Origin of the sequence: Exiguobacterium sp. S3 (assembly GCF_018617295.1) — a bacterium.
Classification (GTDB): domain Bacteria; phylum Bacillota; class Bacilli; order Exiguobacteriales; family Exiguobacteriaceae; genus Exiguobacterium; species Exiguobacterium profundum.
Map to the genome: position 1 here is coordinate 146,534 of NZ_JACSJW010000003.1, position 20,446 is coordinate 166,979.

At 48.1% G+C, this 20,446-nt stretch carries 21 protein-coding genes; 2 read left to right on the forward strand and 19 right to left on the reverse strand.

Annotated features, from left to right (window positions below; translation table 11 throughout):
* Positions 1–5 precede the first annotated feature (5 nt).
* The 7 genes from KNO65_RS09495 to rho all read right to left on the reverse strand — a co-directional run bounded on the left by KNO65_RS09495 (position 6) and on the right by rho (position 6,710).
* The gene (locus KNO65_RS09495) at positions 6–1,016 is read right to left on the reverse strand and encodes an L-threonylcarbamoyladenylate synthase (RefSeq protein WP_214783670.1); all 1,011 of its coding nucleotides are present in this window, start codon (positions 1,014–1,016) and stop codon (positions 6–8) included.
* Positions 997–1,854, reverse strand: coding sequence for a peptide chain release factor N(5)-glutamine methyltransferase (gene prmC / locus KNO65_RS09500; protein WP_214784153.1), 858 nt, complete (start codon positions 1,852–1,854; stop codon positions 997–999). Before prmC ends, KNO65_RS09495 begins: the two co-directional genes overlap by 20 nt.
* Positions 1,854–2,924: a peptide chain release factor 1 gene (prfA, locus tag KNO65_RS09505; protein WP_214783673.1), complete on the reverse strand. Its 1,071-nt coding sequence runs from the start codon at positions 2,922–2,924 to the stop codon at positions 1,854–1,856. Before prfA ends, prmC begins: the two co-directional genes overlap by 1 nt.
* Before the next feature lie 82 nt (positions 2,925–3,006).
* Positions 3,007–3,618 carry a thymidine kinase gene (locus tag KNO65_RS09510; protein WP_074035700.1) on the reverse strand — a complete coding sequence of 204 codons (612 nt, stop codon included), beginning with the start codon at positions 3,616–3,618 and terminating at the stop codon, positions 3,007–3,009.
* A 106-nt stretch (positions 3,619–3,724) separates the two neighbouring features.
* Positions 3,725–4,948: a cation:proton antiporter gene (locus KNO65_RS09515; RefSeq protein ID WP_012727386.1), complete on the reverse strand. Its 1,224-nt coding sequence runs from the start codon at positions 4,946–4,948 to the stop codon at positions 3,725–3,727.
* Between the two features lie 99 nt (positions 4,949–5,047).
* A complete protein-coding gene (locus KNO65_RS09520) occupies positions 5,048–5,290 on the reverse strand; it encodes a type B 50S ribosomal protein L31 (protein ID WP_012727387.1) in 243 nt (80 codons plus the stop codon).
* An 82-nt stretch (positions 5,291–5,372) separates the two neighbouring features.
* Positions 5,373–6,710 (reverse strand): transcription termination factor Rho, encoded by a 1,338-nt coding sequence (rho, locus tag KNO65_RS09525; RefSeq protein ID WP_012727388.1) that lies wholly within the window; start codon positions 6,708–6,710, stop codon positions 5,373–5,375.
* A gap of 382 nt (positions 6,711–7,092) precedes the next feature.
* On the opposite strand from rho, the gene KNO65_RS09530 reads away from it, so the two are divergent.
* The gene (locus KNO65_RS09530) at positions 7,093–7,788 is read left to right on the forward strand and encodes a C40 family peptidase (protein ID WP_159562984.1); all 696 of its coding nucleotides are present in this window, start codon (positions 7,093–7,095) and stop codon (positions 7,786–7,788) included.
* A 39-nt stretch (positions 7,789–7,827) separates the two neighbouring features.
* On the opposite strand, the gene KNO65_RS09535 is transcribed toward KNO65_RS09530, so the two are convergent.
* The 11 genes from KNO65_RS09535 to KNO65_RS09585 form a co-directional block, all read right to left on the reverse strand.
* A complete protein-coding gene (locus KNO65_RS09535; RefSeq protein WP_214783676.1) occupies positions 7,828–8,313 on the reverse strand; it encodes a DUF421 domain-containing protein in 486 nt (161 codons plus the stop codon).
* A 12-nt stretch (positions 8,314–8,325) separates the two neighbouring features.
* On the reverse strand, positions 8,326–9,096 hold the full coding sequence (locus tag KNO65_RS09540) for an ABC transporter permease (protein ID WP_159562986.1): 771 nt from the start codon (positions 9,094–9,096) through the stop codon (positions 8,326–8,328).
* Positions 9,086–10,012 (reverse strand): ATP-binding cassette domain-containing protein, encoded by a 927-nt coding sequence (locus KNO65_RS09545; RefSeq protein WP_214783679.1) that lies wholly within the window; start codon positions 10,010–10,012, stop codon positions 9,086–9,088. The genes KNO65_RS09540 and KNO65_RS09545 overlap by 11 nt, the downstream gene beginning before the upstream one ends.
* A gap of 87 nt (positions 10,013–10,099) precedes the next feature.
* Positions 10,100–11,071: a class II fructose-bisphosphatase gene (gene glpX, locus KNO65_RS09550; protein WP_031422214.1), complete on the reverse strand. Its 972-nt coding sequence runs from the start codon at positions 11,069–11,071 to the stop codon at positions 10,100–10,102.
* Positions 11,072–11,085: 14 nt separating this feature from the next.
* On the reverse strand, positions 11,086–12,342 hold the full coding sequence (gene murA / locus KNO65_RS09555) for a UDP-N-acetylglucosamine 1-carboxyvinyltransferase (protein WP_214783683.1): 1,257 nt from the start codon (positions 12,340–12,342) through the stop codon (positions 11,086–11,088).
* A 27-nt stretch (positions 12,343–12,369) separates the two neighbouring features.
* On the reverse strand, positions 12,370–13,020 hold the full coding sequence (gene fsa / locus KNO65_RS09560; RefSeq protein ID WP_078147677.1) for a fructose-6-phosphate aldolase: 651 nt from the start codon (positions 13,018–13,020) through the stop codon (positions 12,370–12,372).
* 74 nt (positions 13,021–13,094) lie between these two features.
* A complete protein-coding gene (locus KNO65_RS09565) occupies positions 13,095–13,925 on the reverse strand; it encodes a hypothetical protein (protein ID WP_214783686.1) in 831 nt (276 codons plus the stop codon).
* 95 nt (positions 13,926–14,020) lie between these two features.
* On the reverse strand, positions 14,021–14,875 hold the full coding sequence (fba, locus tag KNO65_RS09570) for a class II fructose-1,6-bisphosphate aldolase (RefSeq protein ID WP_159562989.1): 855 nt from the start codon (positions 14,873–14,875) through the stop codon (positions 14,021–14,023).
* A gap of 161 nt (positions 14,876–15,036) precedes the next feature.
* The gene (locus KNO65_RS09575; RefSeq protein WP_214783689.1) at positions 15,037–15,396 is read right to left on the reverse strand and encodes a response regulator; all 360 of its coding nucleotides are present in this window, start codon (positions 15,394–15,396) and stop codon (positions 15,037–15,039) included.
* A gap of 91 nt (positions 15,397–15,487) precedes the next feature.
* Positions 15,488–15,847 carry a YxeA family protein gene (locus tag KNO65_RS09580; RefSeq protein WP_214783691.1) on the reverse strand — a complete coding sequence of 120 codons (360 nt, stop codon included), beginning with the start codon at positions 15,845–15,847 and terminating at the stop codon, positions 15,488–15,490.
* Between the two features lie 124 nt (positions 15,848–15,971).
* Positions 15,972–17,630, reverse strand: a complete 1,659-nt coding sequence (locus KNO65_RS09585) for a glycerol-3-phosphate dehydrogenase/oxidase (RefSeq protein WP_214783694.1) — start codon at positions 17,628–17,630, stop codon at positions 15,972–15,974.
* Between the two features lie 261 nt (positions 17,631–17,891).
* Here KNO65_RS09585 and KNO65_RS09590 point away from each other — a divergent pair, with 261 nt between their 5' ends.
* Positions 17,892–19,007, forward strand: coding sequence for an NADH-dependent flavin oxidoreductase (locus tag KNO65_RS09590; protein WP_214783697.1), 1,116 nt, complete (start codon positions 17,892–17,894; stop codon positions 19,005–19,007).
* 38 nt (positions 19,008–19,045) lie between these two features.
* On the opposite strand, the gene KNO65_RS09595 is transcribed toward KNO65_RS09590, so the two are convergent.
* The gene (locus KNO65_RS09595; RefSeq protein WP_214779836.1) at positions 19,046–20,377 is read right to left on the reverse strand and encodes a polysaccharide deacetylase family protein; all 1,332 of its coding nucleotides are present in this window, start codon (positions 20,375–20,377) and stop codon (positions 19,046–19,048) included.
* Between the last annotated feature and the right edge of the window lie 69 nt (positions 20,378–20,446).

Genomic DNA, 20,446 nt, shown 5'->3' on the forward strand with positions numbered 1-20,446 from the left:
TGTCTTTAGGCATCTTTCGTCGGGTGCACAATCTTTCCGCCCGCTGCTTTGTATAAACGGTTATAGACGGCAAGTGCGACTCCGACCGGTTCAATCGTGTTCACATAAATCTCATCCACGTCTGTTTCATCAAATCGACGAAGCGCGTCGTATAAACGTTGCGCCGCCACTTCCATCGAGGTCCCAAGTGAATACGTGACCTCAGCCGGTGTCGGGTTCTCGTCGAAGACAAGTGCACCGATTCGCAACCCCGCTTGCTTCCGCTCCTCGATGACACGTTCTAAATCTTTGCGTGTGCCATCGACTAAAAAAACAGGTGCCGTTGGGGCATAGTGCGTATACTTCATTCCCGGCGATCGTGGTGTGGCTTCATCGTTACTCAAATTGGCATCTAAGGCGACCGGTCCAATGACAGCTTCCATTTCTTCTCGCGTCACACCACCTGGTCGTAAAATCGTTACCGTGTCCCCCGTACAATCCACAACGGTTGACTCGACTCCGATTCCGGTAGGACCCCCATCCACGATTCCTGCGATTCGTCCGTTCAAATCATCCGCGACATGTTGAGCAGTTGTCGGCGAAGGTCGTCCGGAACGATTCGCACTCGGAGCCGCAAGCCCTAACCCTGACTTACGAATTAACTCGAGTGCTGCCGGATGATTCGGCATCCGAAGTCCGATGGAATCGAGGCCCGCGGTCACGAGCGAAGAGGCTCGTCCGTTTGAAGGCAAGATGATCGTCAAAGCGCCTGGCCAAAACGCATCCATTAAGCGTTTGGCAACAGTAGGAATCGAATCGACAAACAAACTCGTTTGGTCGATTGAAGCGATATGGACGATGAGCGGGTTATCCGACGGACGACCTTTTGCCTCAAAAATCTTTCGAATTGCCACATCGTTCATGGCATCTCCAGCGAGACCATAGACGGTTTCTGTCGGCATGGCGATGATTTCACCCGCTTGAAGAAGACGTACCCCCTCTTCAATCTCATTCGAATTAATCCATTTCGTTTCCATACGCAATCCCTTCCCTTACGGCATAGACGATACGGTCCTTGCCGTTTATATCTTTTAAAATACCCGTTTCTGCTTCAGGATAACGTTCAGACAGTAATGATTTCACATCTTGTCCTTGGTTATACCCGATTTCAAACGCAATCAAATGCCAATCGGCACGTAAGACGCGCACCGATTCCAATATTAATTGCCGATACATGTCGAGCCCATCCTTCCCTCCGAAGAGCGCAAGGTGCGGTTCGTAGCCGACGACCGTCTCATCTAACAGCTCATCGGCCTCGATGTAAGGCGGATTTGAGACGAGAACGCGAATCGAGTGGTCCGCAATCGGTGCGAGCCCGTCTCCTTCATAAAACCGTACAGTTGCGCCAAGTGTGGCTGCATTTCGTTTAGCGACTTCAATCGCCTCACGCGAAATATCGACCGTCTGTACACGTACGCCGAGCTCGAGGCTCAAGGTAATCGCAATGGCCCCGCTTCCTGTCCCGACATCGACAATCTCATCATCCTTGATGTGACGAAGTTGCCCAAGTACCCAGTCGATCAACTCTTCCGTTTCTGGTCTCGGAATCAACACATCCCGGTTCACTTCAAACGAGCGCCCGTAAAACGGAGCATGTCCAATCACGTGTTGTACCGGTTCTCCGATCAATAAACGCTCGATTCCCGTCTCGAACCGTGTCGCTTCATCTGAAGACAATTCATCCGACAAACAAACGAGGAGACCGGTACGATCGACTTGCAACACATGCATGAGCCACCATTCGGCAGCCGCACGGTCGCGCCCAGCTTCAACTAGTCGTTCTTCCGTCTGCTTAAGTAGTGCGGCAATCCGCATCATTCCGCATCCTCCATGAGACGTGCCTGTTCGTCCATGATGAGTGCGTCGATAATGTCTTCGAGTTCACCTGCTAGGACACGGTCCAACTTCTGAAGGGTCAATCCAATTCGATGATCTGTGACACGACTTTGTGGGAAGTTGTATGTGCGGATCCGCTCGGAACGGTCACCTGTTCCGACAGCCGATTTTCGTTGCGCAGACAACTCTTCCATATGTTCGCTTTGCATTTTGTCATACAGGCGTGCTCGAAGGACCTTCATCGCCTTATCCTTGTTTTTATGCTGCGACTTCTCATCTTGACATGATACGACGAGCCCTGAAGGAATGTGTGTCAAACGGACAGCTGATTGCGTCGTGTTGACCGATTGTCCCCCTGGACCAGATGAAGTGAACGTATCAACTCGTACATCTTTCATATCGATATGCACTTCGACATCCTCTGCTTCCGGAAGAACGGCAACCGTTGCTGTGGACGTATGAATTCGTCCGCCCGATTCAGTCGACGGGACTCGCTGCACACGATGGGCTCCGTTCTCAAACTTGAGCTTTGAATAGGCACCTGCCCCGTTGATCATGAACGTGACTTCTTTAAATCCACCGAGTTCGGTATAGTTCGCGTCAATGAGTTCCACTTTCCAATTTTGACGTTCAGCAAATCGCGTATACATCTTATATAAATCTCCTGCAAAGAGTGCCGCTTCGTCTCCGCCTGCTGCTCCTCGGACTTCGACGATAACGTTCTTGTCATCGTTCGGGTCTTTTGGAAGCAATAAAATCCGCAGTTTCGCTTCTAGCTCTTTGACTTCTGGCTCGAGGAGGTTCATCTCTTCTTTTGCCAATTCACGCATGTCGGCGTCGAGCGTCCGGTCTTCAAGCATCGTCTTCGCTTCCTTGAAAGCTGTACTTGTTTCTTTATACTGACGATACATCTGTACCGTCTCTTCTAGTTGTGCCTGCTCTTTCGAATATTGTCTCAACTTCGTCGAGTCACCGAGCACCTCAGGATCGGCGAGCATTTCATTCAATTGCATGTAACGATCTTCTAATACACTTAAACGGTCAAACATGATGATCCGTCCTTTCTCCGTCAAATCAAACTCTATCTATTATAGCAAAAAAACGGACCGCCGAGGGCGGTCCGTCGATTCATCAGTCTACCACCGTATGGCGGACCGGATGTGGTTTGTTCGGTACATCATGACAATGTCGGCATCGTGGTTCGTAAGACTCGGAAGCCCCGACCAAGATGACCGGGTCCTCATACCGAGCAGGTTGCCCATCGATCAGACGTTGTGTCCGCGACGCAGGCGCGCCGCATGACAAACAGATGGCCTGTAGTTTCGTCACGAACTCCGCGCGTGACAACAGTTCAGGCATCATCGTGAACGGTTCGCCTCGAAAGTCCATATCGAGCCCAGCGCAGATGACGCGTTTGTCTTCGTTCGCAAGTTGTTCGATGACATCTACAATTCCTTCATCAAAGAATTGCACCTCGTCAATCGCGATGACCTGTGTTTCTTCACGAACGGCATCATACAAGTCTTGGCTTGATGCGATTGGCACGGCCACGACCGAGTTCCCTGTGTGTGAGACAACGTTCTCTTCATGATACCGGTCGTCGATTGCTGGTTTGAATACTTGGACCGGAATCTTTCCATAATGAGCACGGCGGACTCGGCGAATCAATTCCTCCGACTTCCCCGAAAACATACTCCCACAAATCACTTCAATCCAACCATATCGGTTCGTCACATGCATCATTGTTCTTCGCCCTCTCCATCGATAATCGCTTTCCGATTATACCTATCTTTCGAGTTGAGGAAAAGGGTTGACTTCTCCTAAATACTGATTGAAAGAACTCCGTCCTTTATTCATCAGCGTTCGCCTCTTTTTGTTCATCGATTAATTTCAATTTTCGCGCGAGCGGTCGAATCGTGAGACCGTGCAGTGTAACGGAAATGAAGACGAGACCGAGTGTGAGCGGCAACATTTGCTTCGCATCGTCAATCCCAAGATGCGCGACTTCTTCAGCAAAGAATCCCGCGACCGTCATCGCGACAATCCCGCGTGGGGCAATCCAACCAATGAACCCTCGTTCCGCTAGCGGCAAACCTCCACCGATGGTCGACAAGTAAATCGCAACTGGGCGAACCAAGAACAGGATGCCCGCAATCGTCAAGAGAAGCGGCCATTGGAAAATATTCAACAGCTCTGCCCGAGACAAGGAAGCCGTCAACAAGATGAAGACAGATGAGATGAGCAAGATTGAAATATCTTCTTTGAATGATTGCAGTTCTTCGATGATTTCTTCATCCCGATGCTTCGTATTGGCCATCGTCATCCCCATCGCCGTCACGGCGAGAAGCCCGACTTCATGCATCATAAGCTCACTGAGTGAGAATAAGATGAGGACAGCCGTCAACGTAACCGAGGCACGGAGATAGCGAGGTACTTTTTCTGCCACAAACCATCCCATCAAGAGATGGCCGAACAAGTAACCGAGTCCAATCCCTACAATACAGGCACCTGCAAAGAGGAGTTGCATCCATAAATCCATACCTTCATATACGATGTATCCAAGTCGAACGACGAAGAGTCCGAGTAATGCTCCAACAGGGTCGACAATGATGCCTTCCCATTTTAAAATCGCTCCGACTCGATCTTTCAAGTGTGCCTGACGCAACAACGGAATGACGACAGTCGGACCCGTCACGACGAAGAGCGCCCCCATCGTCCAGGCGACGACCCAATGTAACCCTCCTACATATTGAATGAGTAGCGACATCCCGACAAATGAGAGCGCGACTCCAATCGTGACAATCCGGACGATCGACCTCCGGAACTGATTGATTTCGCTAAAGTGAAGCCCAAGACTTCCTTCGAATAAGATGATGGCGACCGCAAACGAAATGATCGGACTATATAAATCCCCTAATAATTCACGCGGATCGAACAGCCCGAGGATCGGACCCGCCAATACTCCAGCGAGCGTCATAATGATGATTGCCGGGATTTGATAACGCCATGCCAACCATTGAGACATGATGCCGACCCCGATCAACAAGCTAATACTAATGAGTATAAATTCCATAACGGCCCCCTCACGACATACTTTCGTCTCTTTACCCGTGTCGATGCAACAAAAAACCGCCAAGGGCAATCCCTAGGCGGTGAGCATACAACTTTACGATTAACGTTGGTATTTCTTGTTGAAGCGCTCGATACGACCATCTGCAGATGCGAATTTCTGGCGACCTGTGTAGAACGGGTGCGAATCAGAAGATACATCGACACGGATGAGTGGGTACTCGTTTCCATCTTCCATCGTGATTGTCTCGTTAGAGTAACGAGTTGAACCAGTGATGAATTTGAATTCTGTCGTCGAGTCCATGAATACGACTTTACGGTATTCTGGGTGGATTCCTTGTTTCATTGCTTTTCAACTCCTTCGGCCCTAAGTATTCTTTCAACCTAGAGAAAGTTCACTAGAATATAATATCACCCTACTATAGGTTTTACAAGTCTGTTTTCGTTTTTTTCACCGGTCGTCTTTTTTTCTTATCTGCCTCTAGCGCAGCAAAAAAGTCGAGGTTTGTTTTCGTCTCACGGACACGGCGTAAGAACTGTTCGACGAAGTCTGGAGACTCGTTCATTGTACGACGAATCGTCCAGAGCGAATCGAGTTCGTCCTTCCCTAGTAACAACTCTTCTTTCCGTGTTCCCGAGCGACGAATGTCGATTGCAGGGAAGATCCGGCGCTCTGCCAATTTCCGGTCCAGATGCAGTTCCATGTTTCCTGTTCCTTTGAACTCTTCATAGATGACGTCGTCCATTCGCGATCCGGTATCGACGAGCGCTGTCGCGAGGATAGTCAAGCTACCTCCATCCTCGATATTCCGTGCCGCTCCGAAGAACTTTTTCGGTTTGTGGAATGCCGCCGGGTCGATCCCACCCGAGAGTGTCCGTCCGCTCGGTGGAACAGACAGGTTGTACGCACGCGTCAAGCGTGTGATGGAATCAAGCAGAATGACCACGTCTTTCTTATGTTCCACGAGACGCATCGCGCGTTCGAGAACGAGTTCTGAAATACGCGCATGGTTTTCCGGTGTCTCGTCAAAAGTCGAGAACGCCACGTCTGCGTCCGGTACAGAACGTTGAATATCCGTCACTTCCTCTGGTCGTTCATCGATTAGAAGAATGATCAATTCGACGTTCGGATGGTTCGTCGTGATCGAGTTGGCAATTTCTTTTAAAAGCGACGTTTTCCCCGCTTTTGGTGGTGCCACAATCAACCCGCGTTGGCCAAACCCGACTGGTGCGATCATATCCATGACACGTACCGAAAGATGGGTCGGCTCTGTCTCGAGCACCATCTGTTGTTCTGGATAAATCGGTGTCAATGCCGGGAAATAATCACGCGAACGCGTCGAGTCCGTCGACTCTCCGTTGACCGCTTCAACACTCAACAAACCTTGGAACCGTTCATTCTCTTTCGGTTTACGGACCTTTCCTGTGACAAGGTCCCCGTTTCGAAGATTAAAGCGACGAATTTGCGATGCAGCGATATAGATGTCTTCGGAAGATTGAGAATAGTTGATTGGTCGGAGGAATCCAAATCCGCCATCATTTTGAGACTGTGGATTCGGTGGAATGATCTCTAAAATACCTTCGAGGAAATATAAATCTTTTGATTCAGCCTGTGATTTCAAAATACGAAACATGAGCTCACGCTTCCGTGCTTCTCGAAAGTTCGGTACTTTGACTTCTTTAGCAATCTCATATAATTCTTTCAACGTCTTCGTTTCAAGCTCACGAAGTGTATAGTTCTTTGTCGGTTCTGTCTGTTGACTCATTCAAGTCACCTATCTTTCCATATTTCATTACAAGAAGAATTCAACTTGATTCATTTGTTCTGCCATCATCTAACCATATTTTGCCCATGCCGTCACCGTGCAAAAATCACCTTTTGTTCAATCGTTTCCCTCTTGTACAAATCCTTACACAGTAAAAGATAGTTTTGTAACAAAATAAGTGCTATATCCACATATTGTTTCATTTTTGTTACAAGAAAACACTTTTTTGACTTGCGATTGAAAAATGCTATCGGTCTTGCGCATGATATAGTTTATTTGCACAGGAAACCGGGTATATCCCGCAACTTGTGCTCTACCATTAAAAATTACTCGATTTGTCATATACGAATGTCTTGATTTTAAAAACGGAGGGATTTATACAATGTTAAAGCGTATCGCATCAATCGTCGTCGCTGCCACTGTCGCTTTCTCGGGTCTTATGTTCTCAACAGGTGAACAAGCAGAAGCCGCTACCGGTACATTTGCTTACTCGAAAGTAAACGGTTTGAACATCCGTACTGCCCCGTCACTTACATCATCGAAAGTCGTCGCGAAAATGGATAAAGGTCAACGCTATACATACCTTGGTAAATCCGGTTCGTTCTATAAAATCAACTACAAAGGCACACACCGTTATATCTCAGCTTCTTCAACGTACACATACTTGAAAGCGAACACGTCGACATCAACAACGGTTTCAACGTCATCTTCTAGCAAACGTTCGAAACTCGTCGCTGAATCGAAGAAATATCTCGGAACACCGTATCGCTATGGTGGAACAACAACTTCAGGTTTTGACTGCTCAGGATATACTGGACACGTGTACAAGAAAGCAATCGGAAAAACACTTCCACGTTCTTCACGTCAGCAATACTCAAGCGCGAAGAAAATCTCGAAGTCATCGATCCAAGCAGGCGATCTCGTCTTCTTCTCACATTCAGGCGGAACGATTCAACACGTCGGAATGGCACTTAGCAAAACACAAATGATCAACTCAGAAACAGGCGGCGTGAAATACGCGAGCTTCACTTCTGGATACTGGGCACCACGCTACGTTGGCGCTGGATCATACCTTTAATACAACATCACGACTCGGTTCATCGGAACCGAGTCGTTTTTATTTGTTCACATGTTCCATTACATGACGAGAGTCTTTCAAAACAGAAAACGTTCCATCCGTTTCTATGATTACTGCTTCGACTTGTCCTAGAGGAGTGCCACTTGATCGAATCGCTTGAATGACCTCGATCTCTAAAATTCGTTCTTTTTGTAGATGTTCTCTCAAACAATCTCCTTTATAAAACAGTAGAGTTGGTTCTGATTTAATCATTTGATTCACAATGGAGAATCGCTTAGATAGTTTCGCTAATATATATTGTAAGACAATTAGTGTACCGAACGCAGTCAGTCCAGCCAATAAAGAGGTTTGTTGACTAGTCAAGGTCGTTGCCAAAATAGAACCAAGTGCAACCGTCACAATAAAATCAAATGCATTCATTTTTGCCAATGTACGCTTACCAGAAACACGCAACATGAAAATGATAGAAATATATGCTCCAATCCCTGTTAAAATAATCCGAATCATCGTTGATAGTTCCTGCATCAAACTCCTCCCTTATTTTTGCTTCAATGCCCCTCTCGCGTTCGTTGCCGCAAAGACGATCATGAGTACACTCATCGTACCCGCGACTGCGAGCCCTGCAGATAAAGCACCCCAGTCAATCTCCGGCTGAGTCAGAACCGCTCGCATCCCTTCGAAAATATACGTGGTTGGATTGAACGTCGCCGCCACTTTCAACCATTCGGCTTCAATCAATTCTTTCGGAACGAACGTCGTCGACAGGAAAATTAAAGGAAAGAACAACAACGTCCCTGCCTGTGCCGCTTGTGCATTTCGTGTTTTCAAGGCGACGCCCACCGAATATCCTGCGAAACCAAGTCCAAATCCGATTGCGAGTAATACCGTGAAAAAGAATCCAGCGGCACCGACAGGAATCGTGAGACCGAGGAGAAACGCGACAGCAAAAATAAGTAGCGTTTGGACGAGTAATTGCAACATCCCCGCAATCATCGGTCCGAGCACAATCGCCGTACGGGTCGCCGGTGTCAACAAGAGCCGTGCGAAATAGCCACTCTCAATATCTCGGACAAGCGCCTGACCCGTGCCTCCCGCTCCCCCGACTGCACCTGAAACAATGGATACGGGTAAGATGAAATTCAAATAGTCGCTCCCTTCGAACTGAGGCAACGAGGCCACGCTCGACAAGCCACTCGTATACACAAGTAAAAAGAATACAGAAATAATCAAGTTCGGGATGAATGAAAACGGATTTCGAATAGTCGTCAGCAAACTCCGTTTCGTGAATAGCCATGTCTCAGTCCACACGGATCTCGCCTCCTTCATACGATTCGCCTGTCACTTTCAAGAATACATCATCGAGCGATGGTTGCTTGACAGTCAATCGTTCAGGCTGCAACCCTTGTTCATCCAAGGAACGAACAATCTCAGTCAACGTCATGTCACGTAACTCAAACGATACATGTGTGCCATTCGAAGATGTATGAAATCGCGTCGCAGCAAGGGTCGCTTCAGATTCTGTAGCGAAGTCCATCGAAATCGTCTCTCCACCGACGAGCTGTTTCAATTCCTCGGCCGTTCCTTCACTCACAATCTTCCCGTGATTGATGATGGCAATCCGGTCAGCCAACTCATCTGCCTCCTCTAAGTATTGGGTCGTTAAAAAAATCGTCGTCCCGAATTCCTCGTTCAATCGGCGTACTTCATTCCAAATTTCGATTCGGCTCGCCGGATCGAGTCCGGTCGTCGGTTCGTCTAAAAACAAGACCGTCGGACGATGGACGAGTGTGAGAGCCAAGTCGAGACGTCGTCGCATCCCACCGGAATAGGTACCACTCCGGCGATCGGCCGCATCCGTCAGTGAAACGACTTCGAGTAACTCATCGGCTCGACGTTGCGCCTCTTCATTCGACATCTTAAACAAACGCCCTTGTAAGACAAGGAGCTCTCGTCCCGTCAACACTTTATCGATTCCTGTTTCTTGTAAGGCAACTCCAATCGATAATCTGACATCTTTTTCTTGTTTAACGACATCGAATCCATTGACTCGTGCCACTCCAGATGTCGGTCTCACGAGTGTCGTCAACATTTGCACCGTCGTCGATTTACCCGCACCGTTCGGACCTAAAAACGCAAAGATTTCTCCTTCTTTCACGAAAAATGACACGTCATCGACAGCTGGAACATCCTTGAATGTTTTGACGAGTCCTTCAACCTGAATCATCACACCCACCTCCTGACTATCCATTCCCGTTTTCTGACGCTTTCACCACAAAAAAGTCGTGGACGTTTTCACATCCACGACTTCTGATTATTCTGGTTTCATGACCATTTTTGGTTTTTTCTTAAGTGAGTGGTTCCCTTCGACGAAACGAACGGTACCGGACTTGGCACGCATGACGACCGAATGGGTCTGTCCGCCTTGTGACGTGAATTGGACTCCACGTAACAGCTCACCATCTGTGACGCCGGTCGCCGCAAAGATACAATCTTCACCTTTCACCAAATCATTGAGGAGGAGGATTCGATCCGTATCTTCGATTCCCATGTCATGGCAACGTTGTTTCTGCGCTTCATCTTCCGGGAGCAAACGCCCTTGGAAGTCTCCACCTAAACACTTCATTGCGACTGCAGCGATGACACCTTCTGGCGCCCCGCCTGAACCGAGCAACAAATCGACACCCGTTTTCGGGAAAGCGGTGTTGATGGCCGCGGCGACGTCCCCGTCCGGAATCAATTTGATTCGCGCACCGGTCGCGCGGACACGTTGAATGGTTTCTTCGTGACGGTCCCGATGTAAAATCGTGACGACGACATCTTCCACGTTTTTCTTCTTCGCTTTCGCCACGATTTCAATGTTCTCTTCAATCGAGTTGTCGAGACTGACGAGACCTGCCGCTTCCGGTCCGACGGCAATTTTATCCATGTACATGTCTGGAGCATGAAGGAGATCGCCTGCATCCGCGACCGCGAGAACCGCAAGTGCTCCCCACGTTCCGGTCGCTACGATGTTTGTCCCTTCTAACGGATCGACTGCGACATCGAGACGAGAACCGTAGCCATTTCCGACTTTTTCTCCGATGTATAGCATCGGGGCCTCATCCATCTCCCCTTCACCGATGACGACAATCCCTTTCATCGGAATCGTGTCAAATACGTCGCGCATGGCCGTCGTTGCCGCATCATCCGCTTCGACTTTCAATCCTCGTCCCATCCAACGGGCTGAAGCAAGTGCCGCCGCTTCTGTCACCCGAACCAGTTCCATCGATAAACTTCGTTCCACCCGAAATCTCCCCTTTATACCTCGGTTTGTTCCTCCACCCAAACGAGCGCACCGAGTTGTTTTAATTTGCCGACAAAGTCGACATACGAATCATTCAGTCGTTCCGCATGTAGTAGCGTCGATTCACCAGAAGCTTGGAGCGCTGACAGTACCAGGGCCGCAGCACTCCGTGCATCGGTACATTCCATCTCTGCGTTCGCCAGCTTATTGCCGCCACGAATCACAGCCGATGCATCCTCCAGTGTAATTTGCGCATTCATCCGTCGCATCTCGGCGATGTGGCGGAATCGTTGCGCATACAATTTATCGGTGACAACACTCGTTCCGTCAGCTTTTAATAAGGCTGCCGTCATCACCGGTTGCAAGTCGCTCGGATACCCCGAGTAATGGAACACCCGAATATCTGTTGGCATGAATTGGTTCGCCGTCACGGTAATTGACTCCTCACCAACCTCGACGTCCGCTCCGAAATCCAACAGTTTTTGAATGACCCCTTCGAGATGTGTCGGAATGACCGGTTGGACGGTCACACGACCGGACACTGCACCGAACATCATGAACGTTCCGGCTTCGAGACGATCTGGAATGAGTGTGTGCGTACAACCATGGAGGCGTTCCACCCCTTTAATTCGAATCTCATCCGTTCCGGCCCCACTCACATGTGCACCCATCGATGTGAGCATGGTCGCCACATCGACGACTTCCGGATCGCAAGCCGCGTTTTCGATGACCGTCGTCCCTGTCGCTAGAACAGCCGCAAGCATTGCACTCACGGTTGCCCCAAACGACCGCAAGTCTAAGTAAATTCGATTCCCAACAAGTTCATCGACCCGGACATGATAGAGACCTGATTCATTCTCAACATGAATGCCGAGACGTTCCAACGCTTTCAAATGTAAGTCAATCGGCCGTGGACCAATCGCATATCCTCCAGGTAACCCAACCGCCCCTTTTCCAAAGCGAGCCGCGAAGACCCCGAGTAAATAGACAGCGGCACGGACTTTGCGCGTCTCAGAACCGAGGAGAGGCATTGCGACTGCTTCATTCGAATGAATCGTCATTCGTTCGCCATCCCGCTTTACCCGAACCCCTAACTCTTTTAACAAATTGACCATCACTTCCACATCTTCAATCATCGGAACGTTTTCAATCGTCACCGACTCTTCCGTGAGAAGTGCAGCCACAAGGCAAGGGAGAGCGCTCTGTTTCGCTCCGCTAATCTCGACGGTTCCTTCTAGTTTTTGCTGCCCAACGATATGGAGAATTTCCACGCTGATCAAAACCTTTCTACGACGGACTTATTTGGATTGAGCGTTGTTCCAATCCGCTAAAAACTGCTCAATGCCTTTGTCTGTGAGCGGATGTTTCATCATTTGTTCGATAACTTTGTAAGGGACTGTGGCAATGTCAGCCCCAAGGAGTGCAGCTTTTGTCACGTGAACCGGATGACGCACAGATGCTGCGATAATTTCTGTCTCGATGCCATGGATTGCGAAGATGTTCGCAATGGTCTCAACTAAATCAAGCCCATCTTGTCCGATGTCATCCAAGCGTCCGATGAATGGAGAAACGTATGATGCCCCGGCACGTGCCGCAAGTAACGCTTGGTTAGCGTTAAAGATGAGCGTGACGTTTGTCTTGATTCCAAGCTCCTTGAACTGTTTTACCGCTTGCATCCCCGCTGGTGTCATCGGTACCTTTACCGTAATATTCGGCGCGATGGCGGCAAGTTCCTTTCCTTCTTCCACCATACCCGACGCATCGAGTGCAATAACTTCGGCGCTGACCGAGAGATCCCCGACGATCTCACAGATTTCACGAAGTCTTGTATGGAAATCGACACCTTCTTTGGCGACGAGCGATGGATTCGTCGTCACGCCTCCAATGACGCCCATTTGATGAGCTTTTTTAATGTCTTCCACATTTGCTGTGTCAATGAAAAAACGCATATGTGTCTCCTCCTTAATTTGTGATCGCTTACAATCTCTATTATGAGGAAAGTCATGTCGAATTGCTATACCCTTTACGTCAACGATGCGATTGCAAGCATCGATCCTACGACAAGGCCTATCCCAGCGAGCGTCCCGAAAAATGACCATTTCATAATTTTACTTTGCTTCACATAGTATGCTTGGTGTGGTCCTTCTTTCAAACGTTCCAATCCGTGGGTTTCAATCCAATTCGTTGCTGCCGTCTGCTCATCTGCCACAAGGTCGCCGGTGTAGACAAATGGAACGATTTCTTCCGGACGACTCAACCGTTCAAATCGCTCACGTCGTGTCGAGATATTCGCACCAATCCAATACAATTCTTTTGGTGTGTAAAATAGCGGAATTCCCTGCTCATGGAAAGATTTTATCCATTGATCAAAGGCAACCAGATCACGTTGATCGAACAAGATTTCCATGTCATCATCTTTTGTCATAATCGATAGCATCGGAGTGTACTCTACCGTAGGACGACCAATCCGAACCGTCGGAGACGGCTGTGTCTTTCGGACAATCGCCGGGAAGAAGACGATTTGTCGAATCGCTGAGATTGGAAATGATTGCTCGACCGACTCGCCCGGTTCATGCCGATACGTCACACCCTCGATGCTCGTTGCGGTCATTTCGTATCTAGAGTGATTCCGTTCTTTCCAAAATAAACGACGGAACGTGTTCGTAAACCAATACACCCCAAACCCACCGATGGCGACTAAGACTAACAATGGAATAAGCCAAGGTACCGGATAATAATAAATTAAAACGAGTGGGGCGGCGGCTAATGCTAAAGAAAGACCAATCAACACGACTGCTCCATATACATAAAAGATTCGCCAAAACAATTCTGTCGGTCGTTCGTTATAAATCACAAAGACTCCCCCTTTTTTTCACCATATATGTATACGTTCCCTAAATCATCAAAAAAAGGCTGACTCTACAAAAGAGTCAGCCTTTCAGGACAGGATTAAGCTTGGTTGCTTGAACCAAACTCACGCATCTTGCCAGTAACGACGTTATAAATCGCTTCGATACCAGGTCCGATAATTTTACGTGGGTCATATACTTTTGCATCAGCAGCAACTTTCTCACGTACTGCACGAGTCCATTCTTGTTGGCACTCAGTGTTGACGTTGATTTTGCTGTGGCCGAGCTCGATTGCTTTTTTGATTTGGTGCTCAGGAATTCCTGATCCGCCGTGAAGAACGAGTGGTGTTTTAGTCGCTTCCGCGATTTCTTCCATCTCTTTGAATCCAAGTTTTGGCTCGCCTTGGTATTCACCGTGTACAGAACCGAGTGCTGCAGCAAGTGCATCCACTTTCGCTTCTTTTACAACACGTACACACTCATCGAGGTCAGCGTATTGTACGCCACCAACAACGCCGTCTTCTTCGCCGCCAACTGTACCGACTTCTGCCTCAACAGAAGCACCTTTAGCGTGAGCGTACTCAACAACTTGTTTCGTCATTTCGATGTTTTCATCGATTGGGTGGTGTGAACCGTCAATCATGACTGACGTGAAACCAGCGTCGATCGCTGCTTTACACTTATCGAATGAAGAACCGTGGTCAAGGTGGATTGCAACTGGAACAGTGATGTTGTAGTCGTGCATAAGACCTTCAACCATTTTGACAACTGTCGTGAAGCCACCCATGTACTTCGCTGCACCTTCTGATACACCGAGGATTACTGGTGATTTCTCGTCTTCCGCAGCGCGAAGAATCGCTTGCGTCCACTCGAGGTTGTTGATGTTGAATTGGCCGACTGCATACTTGCCTTCGAATGCTTTGTTAAGCATTTCTGTCATTGATACTAATGGCATAATGACATCCTCCTGTCTGTTCGCTATTATACACGTTTGGGAAAAGTTCCCCCGTGCAATTCGTTCCCATTATAACACACCGTAAAACATGTGCCTATGCTATTCGGGCATAGAAATGGCTTAGCGCAAGCGTTTACATATGTCATCTTGGTGACGAAACGTCAAATTTTCAAGACTTCTTTCACTTTTCCAATCATCCCATAAATATCAAACGGCTTCTCAAATTGTGCCGTGATCCCGAGACGACGCACTTCTTCAATCACCGTTTCTTCCCCAAATGCCGTCATAATCATGACGGGTGTGTCTAACGGTTTTTCGCGCATGCGACGTAATACTTCATGTCCAAACATACGAGGCATATTCATATCGAGCAATACCAAATCATATTGCTCCCGCTCTAAAAATTCCCAGGCGCTGATGCCGTCTTGCGCCGTGTCCACGTCTACACCCATGTTCGTGAACACTTGCGCGAGCATCGTACGAATTCCGTCCTGGTCATCTGCTATTAACATCCGTGACATGCATGTCCCTTCTTTCATTCATCATTTACCATATTCAAACAATTTAACCTTACCAAACTCATCTCTTTTTCGCGACGTCTATCTTTTGAAATCAAGGGAACGATGGCCCGGAATTCTCTTCTTCCTGTTCTTCCTTCAACTGTTCAGGTACGTCTAGCACATTCACCTGCTCGTAGTCGGTCACTTCCGCATCTTCTTCTTTCACAAATACTCGCAGATAGTTTCCTTCCGGTAACAACCCCGTGGTGGCAATAGACAGAGGACGTTTTTTCCCATCCTCGTCGTACCCGATGAGATCATAGCGATAACCACCCGAGGTTTGTGTCGCCACTTCTGCACTTGGGACTTTGACATAATAGACATCGGCTAACAATCGATTAGGATCGACATAACGCCACCCTACTACTAATAGAATGCCAATCAATAGGATGGCAACGAGGTTTCGTTTCATAAAAAATTCTCCCTCAATCTAAGAATCACTACTTATGAGGTATACCGTTATTCCGAATCGATGAAACCATGACACAAAAAAGGTTCATCCTATTTAGAATGAACCTTTCCTGCAATGCAGTGCATTACGATTCGACAGTCACAGGCACAACTGCGATTTCAATCTCCTTCTCCACTTCTTCACGCTCTTCTTTCAAACGCTCATCCGACCATTTGAAGACGTCGGCCATGCAACGAAGGACACCTTCTTTGTGTTGACGGACGAAATCGATATCAAAGAACATCGCTCCGGTCCGACGAATCAAGAAGTCGATGGCGCGTACGACCGCTTCTTCTTCAATGCCATAAATCAATTGTGCATAGACGACCTCTGGCAAGTCATACGCGTTCGAGTCCATCCGCTCGATGACGCGATCGATATTCGATCCGTATAGACGGACGAGTTCTTCCGCGTGCCCCGCGTCGAGACCGTGATTTTGAAGTTCTTTCGTTTTCTTCTCGAGGAAGTCTTTGAACCCTTTCGATCCGCCGACGTGACCACCTGACATCGGCATATGCTTCGTCCGGCTTGCCAAGTAGACGACACCCTCTTCTTCTTTTAATAATTTCGCGACAAGGTCGACGACCGTTTCTGACATCTTCCGATACCCTGTCAATTTACCGCCGGCAATCGTGATCAAGCCGCTGTCTGACTGCCAAATTTCGTCCTTACGTGAAATTTCAGAAGGGTCTTTTCCTTCCTCATAAATCAATGGACGAATACCCGCCCAGCTTGATTCCACATCATCTGCCGTAACATGAACGTCTGGGAACATATAATGGATTGCATCCAAAATATAATCGCGGTCCTCTGTCGTCATGCGTGGATGCGCTTTGTTTTTATCAAAGAACGTATCCGTCGTTCCAACGTACGCTTTGTTTCCGCGTGGAATGGCAAAGACCATGCGCCCGTCTGGTGTGTCGAAATAAATTGCCTGTTTGAGTGGGAATTTCGATTGATCGATGACAAGGTGAATTCCCTTCGTCAAACGAAGCTGTTTGCCTTTTTTCGAGTTGTCTTCTTCCCGTAACTCATCGACCCATGGACCAGTCGCATTGATGATTTTTTTCGCATAGACGTCATATGTCGACCCATCGATTTGGTCTTCGACGTGTACCCCCGCCACTTTGCCGTTCTCGTAAATCAACCCGGTCACTTTGGCATAGTTCATAAGAAGCGCGCCGTGATTCGCGGCTTCTTTCGCCACTTCGATTGTCAATCGTGCATCATCCGTCCGATACTCGACGTAGTACCCACCACCGACTAAGTCATCTTTTTTCACGAGCGGTGCTTTTTTGATGACTTCATTCGGTTTGAGCATCATGCGACGTTCTGCCCGTTTGACGCCTGCGAGGAAGTCATACACCATGAGTCCGATTGAAGTTGAGAAAGGACCAAACGTGCCTCCCTTGTGCATCGGTAATAGCATCTGTTCCGGTGTCGTGACATGTGGACCGTTCTCATACACGATGGCACGCTCTTTCCCGACTTCTGCGACGAGCGCCACTTCAAATTGTTTCAAATAGCGGAGTCCCCCGTGAACAAGTTTCGTCGAACGGCTTGACGTCCCGGCCGCAAAGTCTTGCATTTCGAGAACCGCTGTCTTCATCCCACGTGACGACGCATCGAGCGCAATCCCTGCTCCGGTTATCCCTCCACCGACAACAAGAACGTCATGACGTTCGCTTGTCAGTTGTTCGTATCGTTTCGCTCGTTCTTTCGCTGAGAAATTTCTGATTTCCATCTTATTCCCTCCTATAGTAAGTACGGTTCAATGAATAGAAAAAGAGACCACAACAAAAACAAGGCTTCCCCCTTCTGTTGTGGTCTCTCTATTGTCTCGAACCGAATATCAACTTTTCTCCTGTATTATACCCTATTCTTTTCAGTTCAATCATCTCTTACGCTTGCGCAATCTGTAATGTGTTCATTCACAAGCATCCGACTCGCATTTTTGAGTCGAGAAGCTTAGACTTCAAGGTATCATGTTGAAGGAGGATTTCAGATGAAACGTATGTTACAACCTTTTCAATTCAAAAATGGCGTCGAAGTACCGAACCGACTCGTCTTGGCTCCGATGACACATTACTCATCAGAACCAACGGGCGAAGTATCCGAGCATGAGCTCGCCTACTATCGGAAACGGGCGCAAAACGTCGGGCTTGCGATTACAGCATGCGCGTACGTGACAGAAGACGGGAAAGGTTTCCCGAACGCATTCGGGGTCAATGACGACAAATTCATCCCGGGTCTCCGTCAATTGGCGGAAAGTTTAAAAGCGGAAGGTGCAAAAGCCATCCTTCAAATTTTCCACGCTGGACGGATGTCACCACCTGAACTCGTCCCGAACGAACAACCTGTCAGTGCAAGTGCTGTCGCGCCTGTCCGAGAAGGCGCCGTCACACCACGTGCCCTCGAGACATCAGAGGTCGAAGCCATTATCGAGGCGTTCGGTGAAGCGACGCGTCGGGCCATCGAAGCCGGGTTTGATGGCGTCGAGATTCACGGAGCGAACACCTACTTGATTCAACAATTCTTCTCACCGCACTCAAATCGCCGTGAAGATCGCTTCGGCGGTGATGTTCATGGACGTTTGACGTTCCCACGCGAAGTCATTCGTCGTGTGAAAGAAGCAGCTGCAGATGCAGAAGACTTCTTAGTCGGCTATCGTTTCTCACCGGAAGAAATCGAAGAGCCAGGAATCACACTCGACGACACGGATGTGTTACTCGATATGATTTTAGAAGAGGGCGTCGATTATATTCACGCTTCTCTCTGGAACTTTAATACAGCTTCCATGCGTGACGAGAATGTCACGGAGCGTTCGATAGACCGCATCGCCAATCGAATCAATGGTGCCATCCCACTCATCGGAGTCGGGCAACTCCAACGTCCGGCCCAAGTGGAAGACGCACTCGACGTCGTCGATTTTGCCGCACTCGGTCGCGAACTGATCATCGATCCACAATGGCTGGAAAAAGTGGAATCGGACCGCGAAGAAGAGATCGAGACAGAACTCGACTTGAACAAACAAGCCGAACTCGCTGTCCCAGCTCCGCTATGGAACGCCATCACGACACGTGCCGGTTGGTTCCCAATTAAAGATCAAGAAGTGAAATAAAAAAATGAACCTGCCGTTTATCACGGCGGGTTCATTTACTATTTCAACGTCAAGAGCTCACTCATCGTCACAAACGTGTACCCTTCACGTTTCAGCGCATCGAGAACTTTCGGCAACCCTTCAGCTGTGGACTCATGAATATCATGCATCAAGACAACAGCACTTGGATGGACATTGTCCATAATCAAGCGATACATTTGATCGGCATTACGGTGACTCCAATCAAGAGAATCGACCGTCCATAGTGCAAGGGTCTGCTCCTTTGTCTGAATGATCTGCTCAATCATTTCATTTTTAGCCCCATATGGTGGACGAACCAATGATGGGCGTTGTCCCGTAAGCCTCTCAATTCGTTCATCAACCTGTTCGAGTTCCTCTTTGACTCCCTTCTCAGACAATTGTGTCAAATCCGGGTGATGTTCAGTATGATTTGCTAGCTCATGACCTGACAACGCTACTTGTCTCGCTACATCAGGATAGAATTCCATCTGACTCCCTAACATAAAGAACGTAGCACGCGCTTGGTATTTCTCAAGTGTCTCAAGAATGTGAGGTGTCACAATCGGATGGGGTCCATCATCGAACGTCAGTGCAACATACTTCCCATTAGGTTCAAGCGGCTTATTTGAGGGGTTCATGATTGGAGAATCTTCTTCTTGTGTAGTGGGCGTATCTAATTTGGATAACAAAAACGGCTCAACTTCCTTCATTGGAATATGAACTTCTACCACACCTGCCGCTCCCGCTGCCACTTCATACTCGTCAAATATGACATCTAGACCAGAGGACGTCAGTATCCACTTCGTCGATTTAGGATGTTTAATCGCTTCACGTAACTGATTCTCAAACACGTATTCTCGATGTTGTAATTGTGTGATGACGCTATGCTTGAACCATTCTAATGCATGTTGGTCATCACGTAAGACATCATCCCATTCAATGAACGTTCCGTCCGAAAGGTTCATCCGAAATACGTCGACAGTGGTTTGACCATTCGCACCACCAGTGAATGCATAAGTATGAACGACTAGCGTATATTCTCCCTCATTCGTTTGATATGTATCGGTCTGAATATTTAAGTGACCCGTTTGACCGTGACTAGGGGTGAGGTTGTGTTGAAATGCTTCTTTCTTTTCTAAAATGAATGCATCCAGCTCCTCGTTTAGCATTTCATAATCCGTTCTCGGAACTGAGATTGATGTCGTATATCTTTTCGCTTGTTCACTCTCTACCGTTAAATGTAACCCGGGGTATTGTCCGGTAAAGGATGGTGTCGGAACTTCTTTAATCGTCGGGGCGGCTCCCGCGATGTAATACCATGTACCCATCCCAATCAATAACGTCATAATAACTAACATGTGTCGTCTCATTCTTATTCTCTCCTATTTCATTCAATCGATTCGATTGTATCAAACTCTTCACGAATGAAATCGTCAATA